Source organism: Streptosporangium sp. NPDC003464 (assembly GCF_053588315.1).
Window position 1 is genome coordinate 1 of the sequence record NZ_JBSFPS010000058.1, and the last position, 15,991, is coordinate 15,991.

At 70.0% G+C, this 15,991-nt stretch carries 13 protein-coding genes and 2 pseudogenes; 10 read left to right on the forward strand and 5 right to left on the reverse strand.

Annotation, left to right across the window (positions count from 1 at the left end; genetic code table 11):
• Together ACWDS7_RS15550 and ACWDS7_RS15555 are read right to left on the reverse strand one after the other, a co-directional pair.
• On the reverse strand, positions 1-206 hold a 206-nt coding region (locus ACWDS7_RS15550), incomplete at its 3' end, for a transposase (RefSeq protein WP_451929864.1).
• Positions 207-331: 125 nt separating this feature from the next.
• A pseudogene (locus ACWDS7_RS15555) lies at positions 332-580 on the reverse strand (transposase); the annotation flags it as partial.
• 40 nt (positions 581-620) lie between these two features.
• Here ACWDS7_RS15555 and ACWDS7_RS15560 point away from each other — a divergent pair.
• A pseudogene (locus ACWDS7_RS15560) lies at positions 621-713 on the forward strand (DNA-binding response regulator); the annotation flags it as partial.
• Here ACWDS7_RS15560 and ACWDS7_RS15565 read toward each other — a convergent pair.
• A complete protein-coding gene (locus ACWDS7_RS15565; protein ID WP_451929828.1) occupies positions 706-972 on the reverse strand; it encodes a hypothetical protein in 267 nt (88 codons plus the stop codon). The pseudogene ACWDS7_RS15560 and the gene ACWDS7_RS15565 overlap by 8 nt on opposite strands.
• A 106-nt stretch (positions 973-1,078) precedes the next feature.
• On the opposite strand from ACWDS7_RS15565, the gene ACWDS7_RS15570 reads away from it, so the two are divergent.
• The 8 genes from ACWDS7_RS15570 to ACWDS7_RS15605 all read left to right on the forward strand — a co-directional run bounded on the left by ACWDS7_RS15570 (position 1,079) and on the right by ACWDS7_RS15605 (position 12,281).
• The gene (locus ACWDS7_RS15570) at positions 1,079-2,284 is read left to right on the forward strand and encodes an ROK family protein (protein ID WP_451929829.1); all 1,206 of its coding nucleotides are present in this window, start codon (positions 1,079-1,081) and stop codon (positions 2,282-2,284) included.
• A 127-nt stretch (positions 2,285-2,411) separates the two neighbouring features.
• Entirely contained in the window at positions 2,412-3,680 is a 1,269-nt protein-coding gene (locus tag ACWDS7_RS15575) for an ABC transporter substrate-binding protein (protein WP_451929830.1), read from the forward strand.
• Between the two features lies 1 nt (position 3,681).
• Positions 3,682-4,653 (forward strand): carbohydrate ABC transporter permease, encoded by a 972-nt coding sequence (locus ACWDS7_RS15580; protein ID WP_451929831.1) that lies wholly within the window; start codon positions 3,682-3,684, stop codon positions 4,651-4,653.
• A 2-nt stretch (positions 4,654-4,655) separates the two neighbouring features.
• Positions 4,656-5,495, forward strand: a complete 840-nt coding sequence (locus ACWDS7_RS15585) for a carbohydrate ABC transporter permease (RefSeq protein ID WP_451929832.1) — start codon at positions 4,656-4,658, stop codon at positions 5,493-5,495.
• A 4-nt stretch (positions 5,496-5,499) separates the two neighbouring features.
• Positions 5,500-7,500, forward strand: coding sequence for a beta-galactosidase (locus ACWDS7_RS15590; protein ID WP_451929833.1), 2,001 nt, complete (start codon positions 5,500-5,502; stop codon positions 7,498-7,500).
• The gene (locus ACWDS7_RS15595; protein WP_451929834.1) at positions 7,500-9,371 is read left to right on the forward strand and encodes a glycoside hydrolase family 5 protein; all 1,872 of its coding nucleotides are present in this window, start codon (positions 7,500-7,502) and stop codon (positions 9,369-9,371) included. Before ACWDS7_RS15590 ends, ACWDS7_RS15595 begins: the two co-directional genes overlap by 1 nt.
• Before the next feature lie 15 nt (positions 9,372-9,386).
• The gene (locus ACWDS7_RS15600; RefSeq protein ID WP_451929835.1) at positions 9,387-11,420 is read left to right on the forward strand and encodes a phosphocholine-specific phospholipase C; all 2,034 of its coding nucleotides are present in this window, start codon (positions 9,387-9,389) and stop codon (positions 11,418-11,420) included.
• Positions 11,421-11,444: 24 nt separating this feature from the next.
• Positions 11,445-12,281 (forward strand): EamA family transporter, encoded by an 837-nt coding sequence (locus tag ACWDS7_RS15605; RefSeq protein WP_451929836.1) that lies wholly within the window; start codon positions 11,445-11,447, stop codon positions 12,279-12,281.
• 205 nt (positions 12,282-12,486) lie between these two features.
• Here the strand turns inward: ACWDS7_RS15605 and ACWDS7_RS15610 are convergent, their stop codons facing one another.
• Complete coding sequence (locus tag ACWDS7_RS15610) at positions 12,487-13,602, reverse strand: sensor histidine kinase (RefSeq protein WP_451929837.1); 1,116 nt, start codon at positions 13,600-13,602, stop codon at positions 12,487-12,489.
• Positions 13,599-14,261, reverse strand: a complete 663-nt coding sequence (locus ACWDS7_RS15615) for a response regulator transcription factor (RefSeq protein WP_451929838.1) — start codon at positions 14,259-14,261, stop codon at positions 13,599-13,601. The genes ACWDS7_RS15610 and ACWDS7_RS15615 overlap by 4 nt, the downstream gene beginning before the upstream one ends.
• A 151-nt stretch (positions 14,262-14,412) precedes the next feature.
• Between ACWDS7_RS15615 and ACWDS7_RS15620 the strand changes: the two genes are divergently transcribed.
• Positions 14,413-15,936 carry a hypothetical protein gene (locus tag ACWDS7_RS15620; protein WP_451929839.1) on the forward strand — a complete coding sequence of 508 codons (1,524 nt, stop codon included), beginning with the start codon at positions 14,413-14,415 and terminating at the stop codon, positions 15,934-15,936.
• The last annotated feature ends 55 nt before the right edge of the window (positions 15,937-15,991 follow it).

Consider the following 15,991-nt stretch of genomic DNA (forward strand, 5'->3'; position numbering starts at 1 on the left):
GGATGGTCATAGGCCTTGTCGGCGTGGAGCTTGCCGATCTTGCGATACCGGCCCCGCACAGGGCTGTGTCTCAATTGGAGGGCGAGCACCATCGGCTTCAACCAGCGGCTGTCGTGGACGTCGGCCGCGGACAGGCCGACGACCAGAGGCAGTCCGGCCGCGTCCGACAGGACGTGCAGCCTGGAACCGGGCTTACCCCGGTCCACGGGCGAAGGACCGGTGTGTTGGCCCCCTTTTTGGCGCGCACGTGCGCCGAGTCGAGCACCACGCGCGACACCGCCAGCAGGTCGTCGCCGGCCACCCGGTCCAGGACGGCCTGGTGCAACCGCTCCCACACCCCGGCACACGACCAGATCAAAAACCGGCGATGCACAGTGGACTTCGAGGCTCCGAAACACGGCGGCAGCGCCCGCCAGGAGCATCCGCTGACCAGCACGTAGACGATCGCGGCGAACACCGCCTCATCAGCGACACCGACGATCCCGCCGCCCTGCGGGCGCACCCGGGGCGCCGGCAGCAACGGCCGCGCGATCTCCCACAACCCCGCCGGGACGATCCAGTCCCATCGCCCGCCGTCCATGGTGAGTTCAACGACTCACCCACCATGTAGGAAACGCTGTAAGACGCACCTGCTGCACATCTACGACAAACTCGGCGTCCGCGACCGCGCCGCCGCCGTCGGTGAGGGCTACCGACGGGGTCTGCTCAGCTAACCGACCAACAGTCCGCCTTTACCGAGCCCACCCCGTCTACCTGCAGGAACGCCGCAGATGGCGGCTGGTGGAGCAGACCTTGCCAACAGGCCTCCTGACGGCTGTACCGCTGTTCCTCGGCCCCGGCCGCCGCCTGCTCCAACGCCAGAGGGGGTCCCCGGCGCACGTGCCGCGGCGTGCCGTCGTCCAGCCCCAGCGCGTACGCGGTCGTCGGCGTGCTGAGCAGCCAGATCCGATGCCGGAGGTCGTACTCGATCACGGTGGGGCACTCCTTGGGGGGCGGCGTCGGTCCGGGAAATGTACCGCCGATCCGCGCGGAATTAAATTCTTGACGAAGTTAATTACTTGACCCTACGGTGACTCGCATGCCGAGAAGCCAGGGCTCCGGGGCGCCCATCACCAGCCCCGCCGCCAGCGCGGTCTTCACCATGGTCCTCACCCGGGGCCCGGTGAGCAGGGTCGACGTGTGCAGGCTCACGGGCCTCTCGTCGGCGGCGGTGACCAAAGCCGCCCGCCCCCTGATCGAGGCGGGCTACCTGCGGGAACTGGCCCCCACCGAGCGGACGGCGCCCGGCGCCGGCAGGCCCGCCAGCCCGCTGGCGATCGCGCCCGAACGCGAGTACTTCATCGGCATCAAGATCACCGGCGATGATCTCATCGGCGTGGTCACCGACCTGGGCTCCCGGATCGTCGCCGCTCGCCACCACGCCGTGCCGGGCTTCGACGTGCGGACCGACGCCTCCGCCTCCCCCATGGAGCCCACCGACGTGGTCGCGGCCCTCGCCGCGATCGTCGCCGAGCTCCTGGACATGCGGCCCGGATTCCGGGAGCGGACCCACCGGCTCGGAGTCGCCATCTCCGGGGATGTCGACCGCGCCGCCGGCATCGTGCGCTACTCCCCCTTCCTCGGCTGGCGGGACGTCCCGCTCGCCGCGCTGCTGAACGACGCCACCGGGCTCACCACCACCCTGGAGAACGACGTCAAGGCCCTCGCGGCCGCCGAGCAGTGGTTCGGCGCGGGCGTCGGCGCGTCCTCCTTCGCGCTGGTCACCATCGGCACCGGCATCGGGAGTGCGTTCGTCGTCAACGGCGGTCTCGTCTCAGGCGCGTTCGGCGTGTCCGGGGAGATCGGCCACGTGCCGATCGGCGTCGAGGGACCGCGCTGCCACTGCGGCGCGACGGGCTGTCTGGAAGCGGTGGCCTCCACCCAGGCACTGCTCACCGAGGCTCGCCGCGCCACGGGAGTGGACGACCTCACCATCGACCAGGCGGTCGATCTGGCCCGCTCGGGCGACCAGGTCCTCCGCAAGGTCTTCGCCGTCGCCGGCCGGGCCATCGGCCTCGGCCTGGCCGTGGTGGCGAACCTCCTCGGCCCGGAGAGCCTCGTGGTCTCCGGCGAGGGACTCGACGCCTACGACCTGTTCGAGGAATCGATCCGCGAGGCGTTCTCCGCCCAGGCCTACGGCAGCGCGGGGCGGTGCGGCCTCGTCATCCGTCCACTGCCGTTCGAGGAATGGGCGCGCGGCGCAGCGGCCGTCGCCGTCCAGTCCTTGGTCACATCCCCAGGCTAGGGAGCGTATCGGCGGATCTCCGCCACGGCGGAGCCGAGAGGATCCGCGAATCACGACCTAGCACAGTCTCCGGGAACACCGGCCCTCGTGGGCCGATGGGCGCCCGGCCCCAGGAAGGAACCCCCCAATGAGCACTTCCTTGACATCCCGCCGCGCCTTCTTGAGCGGCTCACTCCTCTTCGTCGGCGGTGTGGCGCTCGCGGCTTGCGGCAAGGACGACGCCGTCAAGGCCGGCGCCAAGGTCACGCTGGAGCAGTGGTACCACGCCTACGGCGAGGCCGGCACCCAGCAGGCGGTGATCCGGTATGCCAAGGAGTACACCAAGGCCAACCCGGACGTCGCCATCAAGGTCAACTGGATCGCGGGTGACTACTCCGCGAAGCTCCACTCGACGTTGCTCACCCCAAAGGCGCCCGACCTGTTCGAGATCGGCGACTTCCAGTACGTCGACGTCAAGAACGGCCTGCTCGCTCCGCTCGACGACATCATCAAGGGACAGGAGGCCGAGTACTCCAAGGCATCGCTGGAGTCCGCCACGGCCGACGGCAAGCTCTACGGCCTGAAGATGATGGACGACGCGATGGTCCTGTACTACCGCAAGAGCGTCCTGGAGAAGGCCGGGATCGCCCCGCCGCAGACTTTCGCCGAGCTGGCCGCGGCCGCCAAGAAGCTCACCAGCCGGGAGCAGAAGGGCCTGTTCGTCGGCTCCGACGGCATCGGCAACGCGGGATACCTGCTGCTGTGGTCCAACGGCGCCGACCTGCTCGACCCCGAGGGCAAGAAGGTCGTCTTCAACTCGTCCGAGGCCATCGCCGCACTCGCCGGCCTCAAGCAGCTGCACGACGACAAGTCGCTGCTGCTGGACTTCACCACCGACTGGTACGACCCGGGCGCGTTCGTCCAGGGCGCCGCCGCCATGCAGTGGTGCGGTCTGTGGGCCATGCCCGCCGTCAAGAAGGCGCTCGGTGACGACTTCGGTGTCGTCGCGTGGCCGAAGTTCGGCGACACGGGCCAGGCGGTCTCTCGCATCGGCGGCTGGTTCGCGGCCGTGAACGCCAAGGGCAAGCACGTCGAAGAGGCCAAGAAGTATCTCGACTGGCTCTGGATCAAGCAGACGGACCTGCAGAAGGACTGGTGCGTCAGCTACGGGTTCCACGTCCCGGCGCGCAAGAGCGTCGCGGCGCAGACCACTGAGTTCAGCTCGGGCCCGGCGAAGGACGCCGCCGACATCCTGGCGAACACCAGCAGAGCCTACTCCAACCTGTGGAACACCACGATGGACTCCGCGTTCGCGCAGGCCGTCTTGAAGATCGCCAAGAGCGAGGGCGACGCCAAGTCGCTGCTCGACGAGGCCGCGGGGAAGGCCCAGGCCGAGCTCGACAAGCAGCTGGCCTGACATGTCAGACACCGCTACGACCGGGCGGGCGGCGACGGCCGCCCGCCCGGCCGGGGTCCGATCCGGCCGCCGCGGGCGGCGGACCGACTGGAAGGCCGTGGGCGCGTTCACCCTGCTGACCGCGCCCATGCTCCTCGGCCTCGGCCTGTTCAAATACGTCGCCATCGGCTGGAGCTTCCTGCTCAGTTTCAGCGAGGCGCGCGGCACCGTCGATCTCGGATCCTGGATCGGCTTCGACAACTACGTGTTCCTGCTCGAGGACGAGGCGTTCCGGTCCTCGATGACCGGGATCATCCTGTTCACGTTCTTCATCGTGCCGGTGACCTTCGGCATGTCGCTCGGGCTCGCCGTACTGCTGCACGGGATGCGCCGCGGCCGGGCCTTCTTCCGCACCAGCTTCCTCATCCCGGCCGCCGTCTCCTACGTCGTCGCCGCCCTGATCTGGAAGATGAGCCTGTTCAACGGCCTGCCGTCCGGCGTCGCCAACACCATCGGCGGGCTGTTCGGCTGGGACGTCCAGTCGTGGATCGCCAGTACCGACCCGCCCCTGTACTGGATCGTGATCATCACGGTGCGCCTGTGGCTCCAGGTCGGCCTCTACATGATCCTTTTCCTGGCGGGTCTCCAGGCCATCCCGGTCCACCTGTACGAGGCGGCCTCCCTGGACGGCGCGTCCCGGTGGGCGCAGTTCCGGCACATCACCCTGCCGATGCTGCGCAACACGTCGGTGGCGATCCTCATGCTGATCCTCATCGCCGCGTTCCAGGCCTTCGACGAGTTCTACAACGTGTTCATCACCGCCGCCGGCAACTCCACCGCCCCCGTGCGGCCGCCGCTGGTCTTCCTGTACGACACGGCGCTCAAGGGCCAGGACTACGGCGTGGGCTCGGCGGGAGCGTTCCTGCTGACGCTGCTGATCATCCTGGTGACCCTGCTGCAGGGCCGCCTCGTCGGATTCGGCCGGAAGGACTGACCATGCGCAAGACCACGCGCAGGACTCCGGTGACGATCCTGACCTATCTGGCCGTCGGCGTCGCCGCCGTACTGTTCCTGGCGCCTTTCTACTTCATGCTGCGCGCCGCGCTGATGACCGGAACGCAGATCACCGACCCGGACTGGCACTGGCTGCCCGACCCGCTCACCCTGCAGGGCTTCACGGACCTGTTCGACGACCCGTCGGTGCCGATGGCCAACGCGCTCGGGAACTCCTTCGTCATCGCGATCGTCACCGCTCCCGTCTCCACCCTGCTCGGCTCGATGGCCGGCTACGCGCTGGCCCGCATCTCGGTGCCCGGCCGCGGCGTCGTCATGTCCTTCATCGTCGTGACCCTGATGATCCCCACCTCGGCCACGTTCGTGCCCACCTTCGTGCTGGTCAGCGCGATGGGCGGGGTGGACACCCTCTGGGGTGTCATCGCGCCCGGCCTGTTCAACGCGTTCTCGGTGCTGCTGTTCCGCAACTTCTACCTGAAGTTCCCGCAGGAGATCGAGGAGGCGGGCCGCCTGGACGGCCTCGGCTATCTGGGCGTGTACTGGCGGCTCGCGCTGCCCAACTCGGGTGCCATGCTCGCCTCGCTGGGCACGCTGTCGTTCATCGAGAGCTGGAACGCCTTCCTCTGGCCGCTCGTCATCAGCCAGGACCCGGAGTCGTGGACCGCCCAGATCGCGCTGTCCACCTTCCTGACCTCGCAGTCGATCAACCTCCCCGCGCTCTTCGCCGGAGCCGTCGTCACGATCCTCCCGCTGGTCGCGGTCTTCCTGTTCGCGCAGCGCTACATCGTCCAGGGCATCGCCGCCAGCGGAATGAAGGACTGAGTACATGAGTTTCACCGACCGCCTGGGCGGCCTGGGATTCGGCGGCGACTACAACCCCGAGCAGTGGCCGGACGAGATCCGCGCCGAGGACGTGCTCCTGATGGCCGAGGCCGGGGTCAACCTGGTCACCGTCGGCGTCTTCGGATGGGCGCGGGTCGAGCCCGCGCCGGGCACGTACGATTTCTCCTACTTCGACGCGGTGATGGACGAGCTGGCGGCGGCGGGGGTCACCGTGGACCTCGCCACCATGACCGCCTCACCGCCGCCGTGGCTGGCCGCGGAACACCCGGAGATCCTGCCGGTCACCGAGTCCGGCACTGTCCTGTCGCCGGGCGGCCGCCAGCACTACTGCCCGTCCAGCCCGGTCTACCGCGACCGGGCCGCCCGGCTGGTCGAGGCGCTCGCCACGCACTACAGGGCCCACCCTGCCCTGGGCTTCTGGCACATCGGCAACGAGTACGGCTGCCACGTCTCAGAGTGCTTCTGCGACGAGTCCGCCCGTGACTTCCGTCGCTGGCTGCGTGCGCGGTACGGCGACATCGAGCGGCTGAACGCGGCCTGGTGCACCGACTTCTGGTCTCAGCGCTACACCTCGTTCGACCAGATCCTGCCCCCGAGGCTCGCGCCGACGTACGCCAACCCGGCCCAGCAACTGGACTTCAAGAGGTTCAGCAACGAGGCGCTGCGCGCGTGCTTCGAGCTCGAGGCCGCGATCCTGCGACGGGTCACACCGGGCGTGCCCGTCCTGACCAATTTCCTGGCTCACCACAAGCCCGTGGACCTGCACTCCTGGGCCGACCGGATGGACATCGTGGGGCTCGACAGCTACCCGGACCCGTTCTGGCCGCGCTCGCACGTGGCGGCGGGCCTCGCCTACGATCTGGCGCGCGGCGCGCACGGCGGCGACCCGTGGTACCTGGTCGAACAAGCGCCGTCGGCGGTCAACTGGCGGGGGCGCAACGGGATCAAGGAGCCCGGCCGGATGCGCCTGTGGAGCTGGCAGGCGATCGCGCACGGCGCCGACGCCGTCCTGTACTTCCAGTGGCGGCAGTCACGCGGAGGCGCGGAGAAGTTCCACTCCGGGATGGTGCCGCACGGGGGTGCGGACACCCGGGTGTTCCGGGAGGTCGCCGCTCTGGGCGCCGAGCTGGCCGCGGTGCCGGAGCTGGCCGGAACCCGCGTGGCGAACGAGGTGGCCGTGCTGTTCGACTGGAACAGCTGGTGGGCGCTCGAACTGGACTCCCGTCCGTCCGACGGGCTGAAGGCCGTCGACCGGGCACTGGATCACTACGGCCCGCTGTTCGACCTCGGTGTGGGCGTGGACGTGCTGTCGCCCGGCGCGGACCTGTCCGGCTACAAGCTGGTCGTGGTCCCCAACCTCTATCTCCTCACCGAGGAGCACGCGGGGAGGCTGGCCGACTACGTCTCGGCCGGAGGCCACCTGCTGGTGTCGTTCTTCACCTCCGTGGTGGACGGCAACGACCGGGTCCACCACGGCGGCTGCCCGGGGCCGCTGCGCGAGGCGCTCGGCCTGCGCGTCGAGGAGTATCTGCCCGCCGCCGAGGGCGAGACGTTCCCGCTGGCGGAAGGCACCGCGGATCTGTGGCGGGAGGACGTGCGCATCGAGGGCGCGGACGTCCTGCTGGCCTTCCCCGACGGCACGCCCGCGGTCACCAGGAACCGGTTCGCCGCGGGCACGGTCCGTTACGTCACCACCCGTCCCGACGAGACGGTCATGCGTGCGGTCATGGCCGAGGCGCTCGCCGAGGCCGGCGCCGAGCCGGTACTGCCCGGCCTACCCGACGGTATGCAGGCCGCGGTGCGCGCGGGCGGGGGCCGGGAGTTCCTGCTGCTGCTCAACCACACCACCCAGGCCCGCACGGTCGATCTGCCGCACCGGTTCCACCATCTGCTCGCCCCCGGGCGTCCCGAGGTCGAGCAGGTCATCCTCCACCCCCGCGACGTCGCGGTTCTCGCGCGTCACTCCCCCTCCGAGGAGACCTGATGAGAACACGAGCGTTCCTGGCGGTACTCACCGCCGCCCTCAGCGGCCTGGCCGCGCTCCCCCAGCCCGCGGCCGCCGACACACCGACCCCCCTCGCGGCGTCCTGGGAAGGACCTCTCAGCACCAAGGGCCGCTACGTCGTGGACGCCACCGGAAAGCGGTTCAAACTGCAGTCCGGCAACTGGCACGGTGCCAGCGGCACCTGGACCGGCAGCGGCGACGACGAGGACCCGGCCAACAACTACGCGTCGGAGACCTCCCATCGGGTCCCGCTCGGCCTGGACCGGGTCCCGATGAGCAAGCTGATCACGGACTTCCATGCGCTCGGTGTCAACAGCATCCGGCTGCCGTTCTCCAACGGGATGATCACCGACGCGCGTCCGGTCACCGACGCGGGCGTGGCGGCCAACCCGCAGCTGCGCGGCCTCACTCCGCTCCAGGTCTACGACAAGGTCGTCGAGGCGCTCACCGCCGACGGGTTCGCCGTCATCCTCAACAACCACACGACCACCACCCGCTGGTGCTGCGGCGTCGACGGGAACGAACGGTGGAACAGCAGCCAGACCACCCAGAAATGGCTGGACGACTGGGTGTTCATGGCGCGGCGGTACCAGGCCAACAAGCGGGTCGTCGGCGCCGACCTCCGCAACGAGGTACGCCGTGACACCTGGGACAACCCCAACTGGGGCATGGGCGACGGCCACGACTGGGCCGCCGCCGCGCAGCAGGCGGGCGACCGGATCCTCACCGAGGCCAACCCGGACATGTTGATCATGATCGAGGGGATCAACTGGTCGGGTATCCCGGTCGACGGCGTCTGGCACGACAGGCCACTTCTCAAGCCGGTCGCGACGCTCTCGCAGACGCTCGTCCGCTCGCACAAGCTCGTCTACGCCGCGCACTTCTACGGCTACACCGGCCCGCAGCACACCGGCGCGGACGGACTGGGCGAGACCCATGACTACCGCTACCGGGATCTGAGCCGCTCCGACCTCTTCGCGGTCATGCGTGACACCGCGACCTATGTGGCGACCACCCCGGACCGGCACTTCACCGCCCCTGTGTGGATCAGCGAGTTCGGCGTCGGCAAAGCCGCCACCGACAAGGACAAGGCCTGGTTCGCCAACATGGTCGACTTCCTCATCGACAACGACACCGACTTCGCGTACTGGCCGATGGTCGGCTTCCAGGAGAACGACCGGGGCAACACCTGGGGGCTCGCCCGCTACGCCGTCGACGGCGCGCTGCGCAGCGTGCTCGACACCGACGACTGGCGGGCCGCGCACTGGCGCCGTCTGATCGCCGCCACCGGGCACACCGGACAGGTCGCGCCCGTCCGCACCTGGTCCATGCTCCAGGCCATCCACACCGACGCGGACCAGTCCGCGCGGATGCGTGCCCGGGGCGACTGGGACTCCGGCGCGCACAAGCTGTCCTGCCCGGACGACCAGCGCCTGATCGGCATCAGCCAGAAGGGCCAGGGCGGCCTGTGCACCGACGCCGGAGTGGCGGACCTGTGGGCCTCCGGCCCGGCCACCGTGGTGACCAGTGAGAACGTCACGACCGACTGGGCGTCCACGTTCACCAAGTACCAGTGCCCCACCGGCCAGTTCATGACCGGCTACAGCCTGCGCGGCGACAAGGTGTCGGCGGTGCTGTGCGCCCCCGGGCGGATCCCGCTCGCCGGAGCCGGACGGACCCTGTGGGACGACCGGAGCGACAGCCGTCCCTCCTCCGGCGAGGGCGGCGACTACGCCTCCGGCTACCGCAAGGCGCAATGCGCGTCCGACGAGTACGCCGCCGGGATCGCGTTCTCCTACCGCACCGGCCGGTACGGTACGCCGGACGCCCTGTACTGCCGCAAGATCTGAAAGGCCGCCTTCCCCTTGTCTGCTCTTCCCCCGTCCCTGCGGGCGGCACTGGCTCGGCCGGTGCCGCCCGGAGGACTCGGCTCCCTCCAGCACGTCGTGTTCTTCATGCAGGAGAACCGCTCTTTCGACCACTATTTCGGGACACTGCGCGGAGTGCGCGGGTTCGGCGACCGCAACGCCATCACACTGCCGGACGGCCGGCCGGTGTTCGACCAGTCCGGAGTCCTCCCTTACCCGGTACGCGCAGGGACGGGTGACCGGGACCTGACCGAAGGCGACCTCCAGTACGTCGAGGGCGTCGACCACGAATGGGACACGGGGCAACGGACCCGGGGCGGCGGCTGGCACGACGGCTGGATCGCGGGCAAGGGGCCGGGGGCGATGGTCCACTTCGACCGCCGTGACCTGCCGTTCCAGTTCGAGCTCGCCGACGCCTTCACCCTGTGCGACGCCTACCACTGCTCGATGTTCGGACCGACGAACCCCAACCGCCTGTACCACTGGTCGGGGACCGTCGGATACGAGCCGTCCGGGCGGCGCACCACCGCCAACGACGCCTGCGACGAGGACGCTCATCCCGGCTACACCCACGTCTCCTACCCCGAGCGCTTGACGACGGCGGGCAAGACCTGGCGGGTCTACCAGGAGTGGGACAACTACCAGTGCAACTCCCTGGACTACTTCGCGTCCTTCAAGGACGTCGCCCGCAAGGCCCTGGCCCACACGCCCTGCCGGAGCCTGCACTCCTTCTACACCTCGATCGCCGGGCTGCCCGCCGAGGAGCGGGAGGAGATGCTCGCGGCGCTGTGCAAAGGCGTCGAGGCGCTCACCCCGGCCGAGCGGGACGCCTACGAGCGGGGCCTGCACCGGGTCCCGCCGGGGCGGCTGGCCGCGGCCTTCCGCGCGGATGTCGCCGAGGGGCGGCTGCCGCAGGTCTCGTACATCGTCGCGCCGGAGGCGTACTCCGAGCACCCCGACCCGTCCAGCCCGGCGCACAGCGCCGGCCTCGTCTACGAGATCCTGGACGCGCTCGCCGCGCATCCCTCGGTGTGGGAGCGGACCGCGCTGTTCCTCACCTTCGACGAGAACGACGGGTTCTACGACCACGTGCCGCCTCCGCTACCACCGGAAGGCGCCGAGGACGAGTTCGTCGACGGGCTGCCGATCGGGCTCGGCTACCGGGTGCCGATGACGGTCGTGTCGCCGTGGACCGCCGGTGGGCACGTCTGCTCGGAGGTGTTCGACCACACGTCGACGATCCGCTTCGTGGAACGCTGGCTGGGCGTCACCGAGCCCAACATCAGCCCGTGGCGGCGGCAGGTCGCCGGAGACCTCACCTCGGCGTTCGACTTCACGCTGGCGCCGCCTGCCGTACCCGCGGCGTTCGACTTCACGCCGGCCCCGCCTGCCGTACCCGCGGCGGCGGCCGTGACCGTGCCCCCGTTCCGGGTGCGCTGGCCGGCGACCCCGCCCGCCGAGAGGCGGCTCGCCGCGCAGGAGCCCGGCACGCGGCCCGCCCGGCCGCTGCCGTATCGGCCGGAGGCGTCCGCCGTCCTGGCGGACGACGGGCTGATCGTCACCATGACCGACGCCGGGGAGCGGGGCAGCCATGTCGTGCTCTACCCGTACGCCGGGGAGTTCGCGTTCCCACGCCACTTCGACGTGCTCGGCACGCAGTCCGTCACCGTCCCCGTCTGTGCGGACGCCTACCAACTGACCCTCACCGGCCCGAACGGGTTCCGGCGCGAGTTCGCCGGGTCGCGTACGGGCCCGGCTGCCCGGACGGCGGTGTCCTCCCGTGGCGGCGGCGGGCGGCTCACCGTGACGATCGCCAACCCGGGACCGGCGCCGTTGACGTTCACGCTCGACGCGCTCGCCTACGGCGCCGGCCGTCGTGAGGTGGCCGTCGCGGCCGGGGACCGGGCGGTCGTCGACTGGGACACCGTGTCCGGCTGGTACGACCTGCGGCTGACCGTCGCCGAGGACCCGTCCTTCCACCGCCGGATGATGGGCCGTCTCGAAGACGACCGTGCCGGCGTCTCCGGCTGACACGCTCGACTTCGAGGATCGATCATGTTTTCCGCTGCCGCGGTCCTGTTCGCCGGCCTGCTGCACGCCACGTGGAACGCGCTCGCCAAGGCGGTGCCCGACCGGCACGCGGCCTTCGGCGTCATGGGGATCACCCAGTCGCTGATCTGCCTGCCGCTGCTGCCTTTCGTGGCTCCACCCGCGTCCGGGTCCTGGCCGTACGGCATCGTCTCGATCGCGATGCAACTGGTGTACATGCTGCTGCTCATCCGCAGCTACGAGCTGGGCGACTTCGGCCAGGTCTATCCGATCGCCAGGGGGAGCGCGCCGCTGCTCGTCGCCGTCGCGGTCACGTTCCTGGGGGAACGGCTCACGATCCTCCAGGTGTGCGGCCTGGCCACGACATGCGGTGGGCTGGCGGCGCTGGCGCTCGCCGGGGCAGGACCGCAGCGCATGCCGTCCCGCCAGGCCGTGACCGCCGCCGTGCTTACCGGAGCGGCCATCGCGACGTACACGGTGGTGGACGGCATAGGCGTACGGGAGTCCGGTACAGCGCTCGGCTACACGGTGTGGATGTTCGCCGTCGAGGGGGTCCTGGCCTTCGCGCTGATGGCAGCCGTACGCGGGCGGGCGATCGTGTCCGCGTCGCGCGACCGCTGGCGGGTCTCGGCCGGCGGAGGGGCGATCTCGATGCTGTCGTACGGGTTGGTGCTGTGGGCGCAGACCGGCAGCGCGCTCGCCGAGGTCGCGGCGCTCCGCGAGACGGGCATCCTGTGGGGCGCGCTCATCGGCGCGATGTTCTTCGCCGAACGGCTCGGCCCCCGGCGCATCGCCGCGGCCGGGATCGTGACGGTCGGCGTCATCCTGCTGTCCACGCATTGACGGCCGACCCGCCGGCGGCACCGTTCCCACCGCGTGCGGCCCGGCGATCGGCTGCTGGCAGCTCTCCGTTTCCACCACCGGACAGAGCTTGACCTCGGGGTAGCGCGCCGATGGCTGGTGCAGCGGGCGGCGAGGGTGGTCTCCGCGGCGAGCAGAGCTTCGATGCGGGTGGCAGGGTGCCGCCCTTGCGCAGTCGTCCCTGACGTCAAGGATGGTTCGGATGAGACGCATGCGCGAACTGCACGGTGATGGACAAGCCGCCTTCGGGGCGTGCGCTGGTGGTGAGGGTGGCGCGGTGAGCTTGGGTGACGGCGTTGACGATGGCGAGGCCGAGGCCGTAGCCGTCGCGGCGGCCGTGACGATCGGGCGCCAGTTTCTGGAAGGGTTGAAAGAGGCGCTGGATCTGGTTGTCGGGGATGACTGGCCCGCTGTTGGTGACTACAAGGGCCACCTGCGTGCCGGAGGTCTGAGTGGTGATCTTTACGTGCCCGTCTGGGTGGTTGTGGCGGATGGCGTTGTCGATGAGGTTGGCGACGAGGCTTTCGATCAGTCTCGGGTCCCCTACCGTCGCTGCGGGCGTTAGGTGTTCGGCGAGGTCAATGCCTTTTTCCGTTGCTTGGCGGCGGCGGGAGGCGAGCACTCCTTCGACGATGTGGGCGAGGTCGAGGGTGTCCCAGCGGGTGACGCCACGCTCGCTGGTGGCCAGGGCGAGCAGTGCTTGGACGAGCCGCTCCTGGTGTCCGCCGAGAGCGAGGGCCTCCTGGCAGGCCGAGCGCAGGGTGTCGGTGTCGGCATCGGGGTCGGCGAGGGCGACTTCAAGGAGGGTGCGCAGGCCGGCGAGAGGGGTGCGCAGCTCGTGGGAGGCGTTGGCGACGAAATGGCGTTGGGCGTCGAAAGAGGCTTGAAGGCGGGCGAACAGGTCGTCGAGGGTGTGGCCGAGTTCGGTCAGCTCGTCCATGGGCTCGCCGAGGTCAAGGCGCCGGTGGAGGTTTCCGGCGGAGATGATTTTGGCGGTGGCGGTGATGGCGCGCAGCGGGCGCAGGAACCGGCCGGAGACAAACCAGCCGAGGGCCAGCGCGACGGGAATCAGAAGGATCAGGGCGACGGCGGATCCCGTGAGGAGTTGGGGCAGGCCGATCCCGGGCCCGGTTTCGGTGATCGCACTCGATGAGGGGTGGCCTATGGGTGTGGCCGCATTGATGCCGGCGAGCGGGACGGCGACGAATAGGAGCACGAGGACTCCGGCGGCATAGATGCCCGCCGCGTAGGCGAGCGCGAGCCGCGTCTGCAGGGACTTTCTGGCGAACTGCTGGGAGGTCATGACGATCCGATGCGGTAGCCGCCTTCGCGGATGGTCTCGATCACGGGCGGGTCGCCGAGTTTGGCCCGTAACCGGTGCATGGTGTGCTTGACGGCGCTGCTGAAGGGGTCGGCGGCCTCGTCCCAGACGCGCTCGAGCAGTTCCTCAGCGGAGATGACCAGGCCGGGTACGGCGAGCAGGCATTCGAGCAGGGCGAACTCCCTGGGGCTCAGCTCAAGGCGCCGGCCGGCCCGGAACGCGATACGGCGGGCCGGATCGAGGGTGATGTCCCCGCATGCCAGGGTCGGCGGTAGCGGCGGGGTGGCGCGGCGGGCCAGGGCACGGACGCGGGCGACCAGTTCGGCGAACGCGAAAGGCTTGGGCAGGTAGTCGTCGGCGCCGAGGCTGAGCCCGTCGACGCGGTCCTCGATCGTGCCGGAGGCGGTGAGCATCAGTACGCGGGTCTGGCAGCGGCTGTGGGCGAGCCGCCGGCAGATCTCGTCCCCGTGGACGCCGGGCAGGTCGCGGTCGAGGATCACCACGTCGTAGCGGGTGGCGGCCAGGCGGTCGAGGGCGGCGGTGCCGTCCAGGACGACGTCGACGGCCATACCCTCGCGGCGCAGCCCGATTCCGACGGAGCGGGCGAGGATCTCGAAGTCCTCGACGACGAGGACCCTCACCGCCACTCACCGCCGGTCGTCGTGCGGGCGGGGCGGTCGGACCGGCCGCCGGGTCGAGGTGCCATGGGGTAACGATGCCAGATCCCCGGTCGCAGCCGGGTCGCAGCGGCTGCGACCCGGCTGGGACCGGGTGCCGCGTACAACCGTCGGCATGAGTTCATTCACGCCTTACCGATCCAGCCGGCCGGCCGGGCGGGACGGCTTCCCCCAGATGCTGCGCGCGGAGTGGACCAGGTTCCGCTCCGCGCGGGGCTGGGTGCTCGCCGTGGCGGCCTCCGTGCTGGTGACCGTGTCGCTCGGACTGCTGATCGCCGGAGGCGCCCGCACCACCTGCGTGACCGGGAAGGGCGAGGGCCCCTGCCCCGCGCCTTTGGTGGGTCCCGATGGCACGGCCGTGAAGGACAAGTACTACTTCGTGCACCAGCCGCTCAAAGGGAACGGCAGCATCACCGCCCGCGTGTCGGACATGACCGGGCAGATCCGGCTGCCGGACGCCGTACCCGGGGTGCGCAACATCAAGGAGGGGGTGGTGCCGTGGGCGAAGGCCGGCCTCCTGGTCAGGCAGAGCCTCAAGCAGGGCACGCCGTACGCCGCCGTCATGCTCACCGGAGATCATGGCGTGCGGATGCAGTACAACTATGTCCACGACGTGGCCGGCGGTCCTCACAATGGCCCGCAGTGGCTACGGCTGACCAGGTCGGGTGACACCATCACCGGCCAGGAGTCGGACAACGGCAAGACGTGGACCGAGGTCGGCACGGTCAAGTTGGCCGGGCTGCCGGAGACGGTCGAGATCGGGCTGTTCGCCACCTCGCCAGGCGCCTTGTGGGACATGGCGAAAGCCTTCGCCAACGCCACCGCCACCTTCGACCAGATCGAGCTGCGGGGTGCGAACGGTTCGTGGCGCCGCGACGACGTCGGCGTCTCCATGGAGTCCGACGGGAAGACCCCGCATCACCCGGGCGGGGTCGTCGAGTCCGGCGGGAAGCTCATCGTGACCGGGGGCGGTGACATCGGGCCCGCCACGGTAGAGGGCGGTCTACGCGCCGACCTCATGCTGATCGGCGGGGCCGTGGGACTGATCCCGATGCTCGTGGCGGCGGCCACGTTCTTCACAACGGAACACCGGCGCGGACTGATCAGGACCAGCCCGCCGGCCGAGCCGCATCCAGCACGGCTGCTGGCGGCCAAGGCCGCGGTGGTCGGCGTGGTCGCGTTCGTGGCGGGGCTGGTGACCTCGGGGGTCGTGGTCCCTGCCGGCCTGGCGATGTTGCGTGCCAATCAGAACCCGATCCAGCCGATCACCCTGGGGACCGGACTGCGGGTGATCGTCGGCTACGCGGCGCTGACCGCGGCCGCCGCCGTGCTGGCTCTGGGCCTGGCCGCGCTGGTCAAGCGGGCCGTCGTCGCCATCGGGCTGGCCATCGCGCTGGTCGTCGTGCCCTATCTGCTGGCGACCGCGGGTCTGGCGCCATGGCTGCTGGTGATCACCCCTGCCGCCGGGTTCGCGATCACGCAGAGCGTCCCCACGTTCGCGCATGTGGACGTGGACCCGTCACTACTGGGGGGCTATTACCCGCTCCCGCCATGGGAAGGTTTGACCGTTACCTGCGGATATGCCGCCTTCGCCCTTGGGATAGCGATTGCCACATACCGCAGGAAAGTGCCACGTTAGGTTCCGCCCGCCAGAACGTGCAGAACCCGCTCGGCGCGTTCGGCGGCAGCACCCC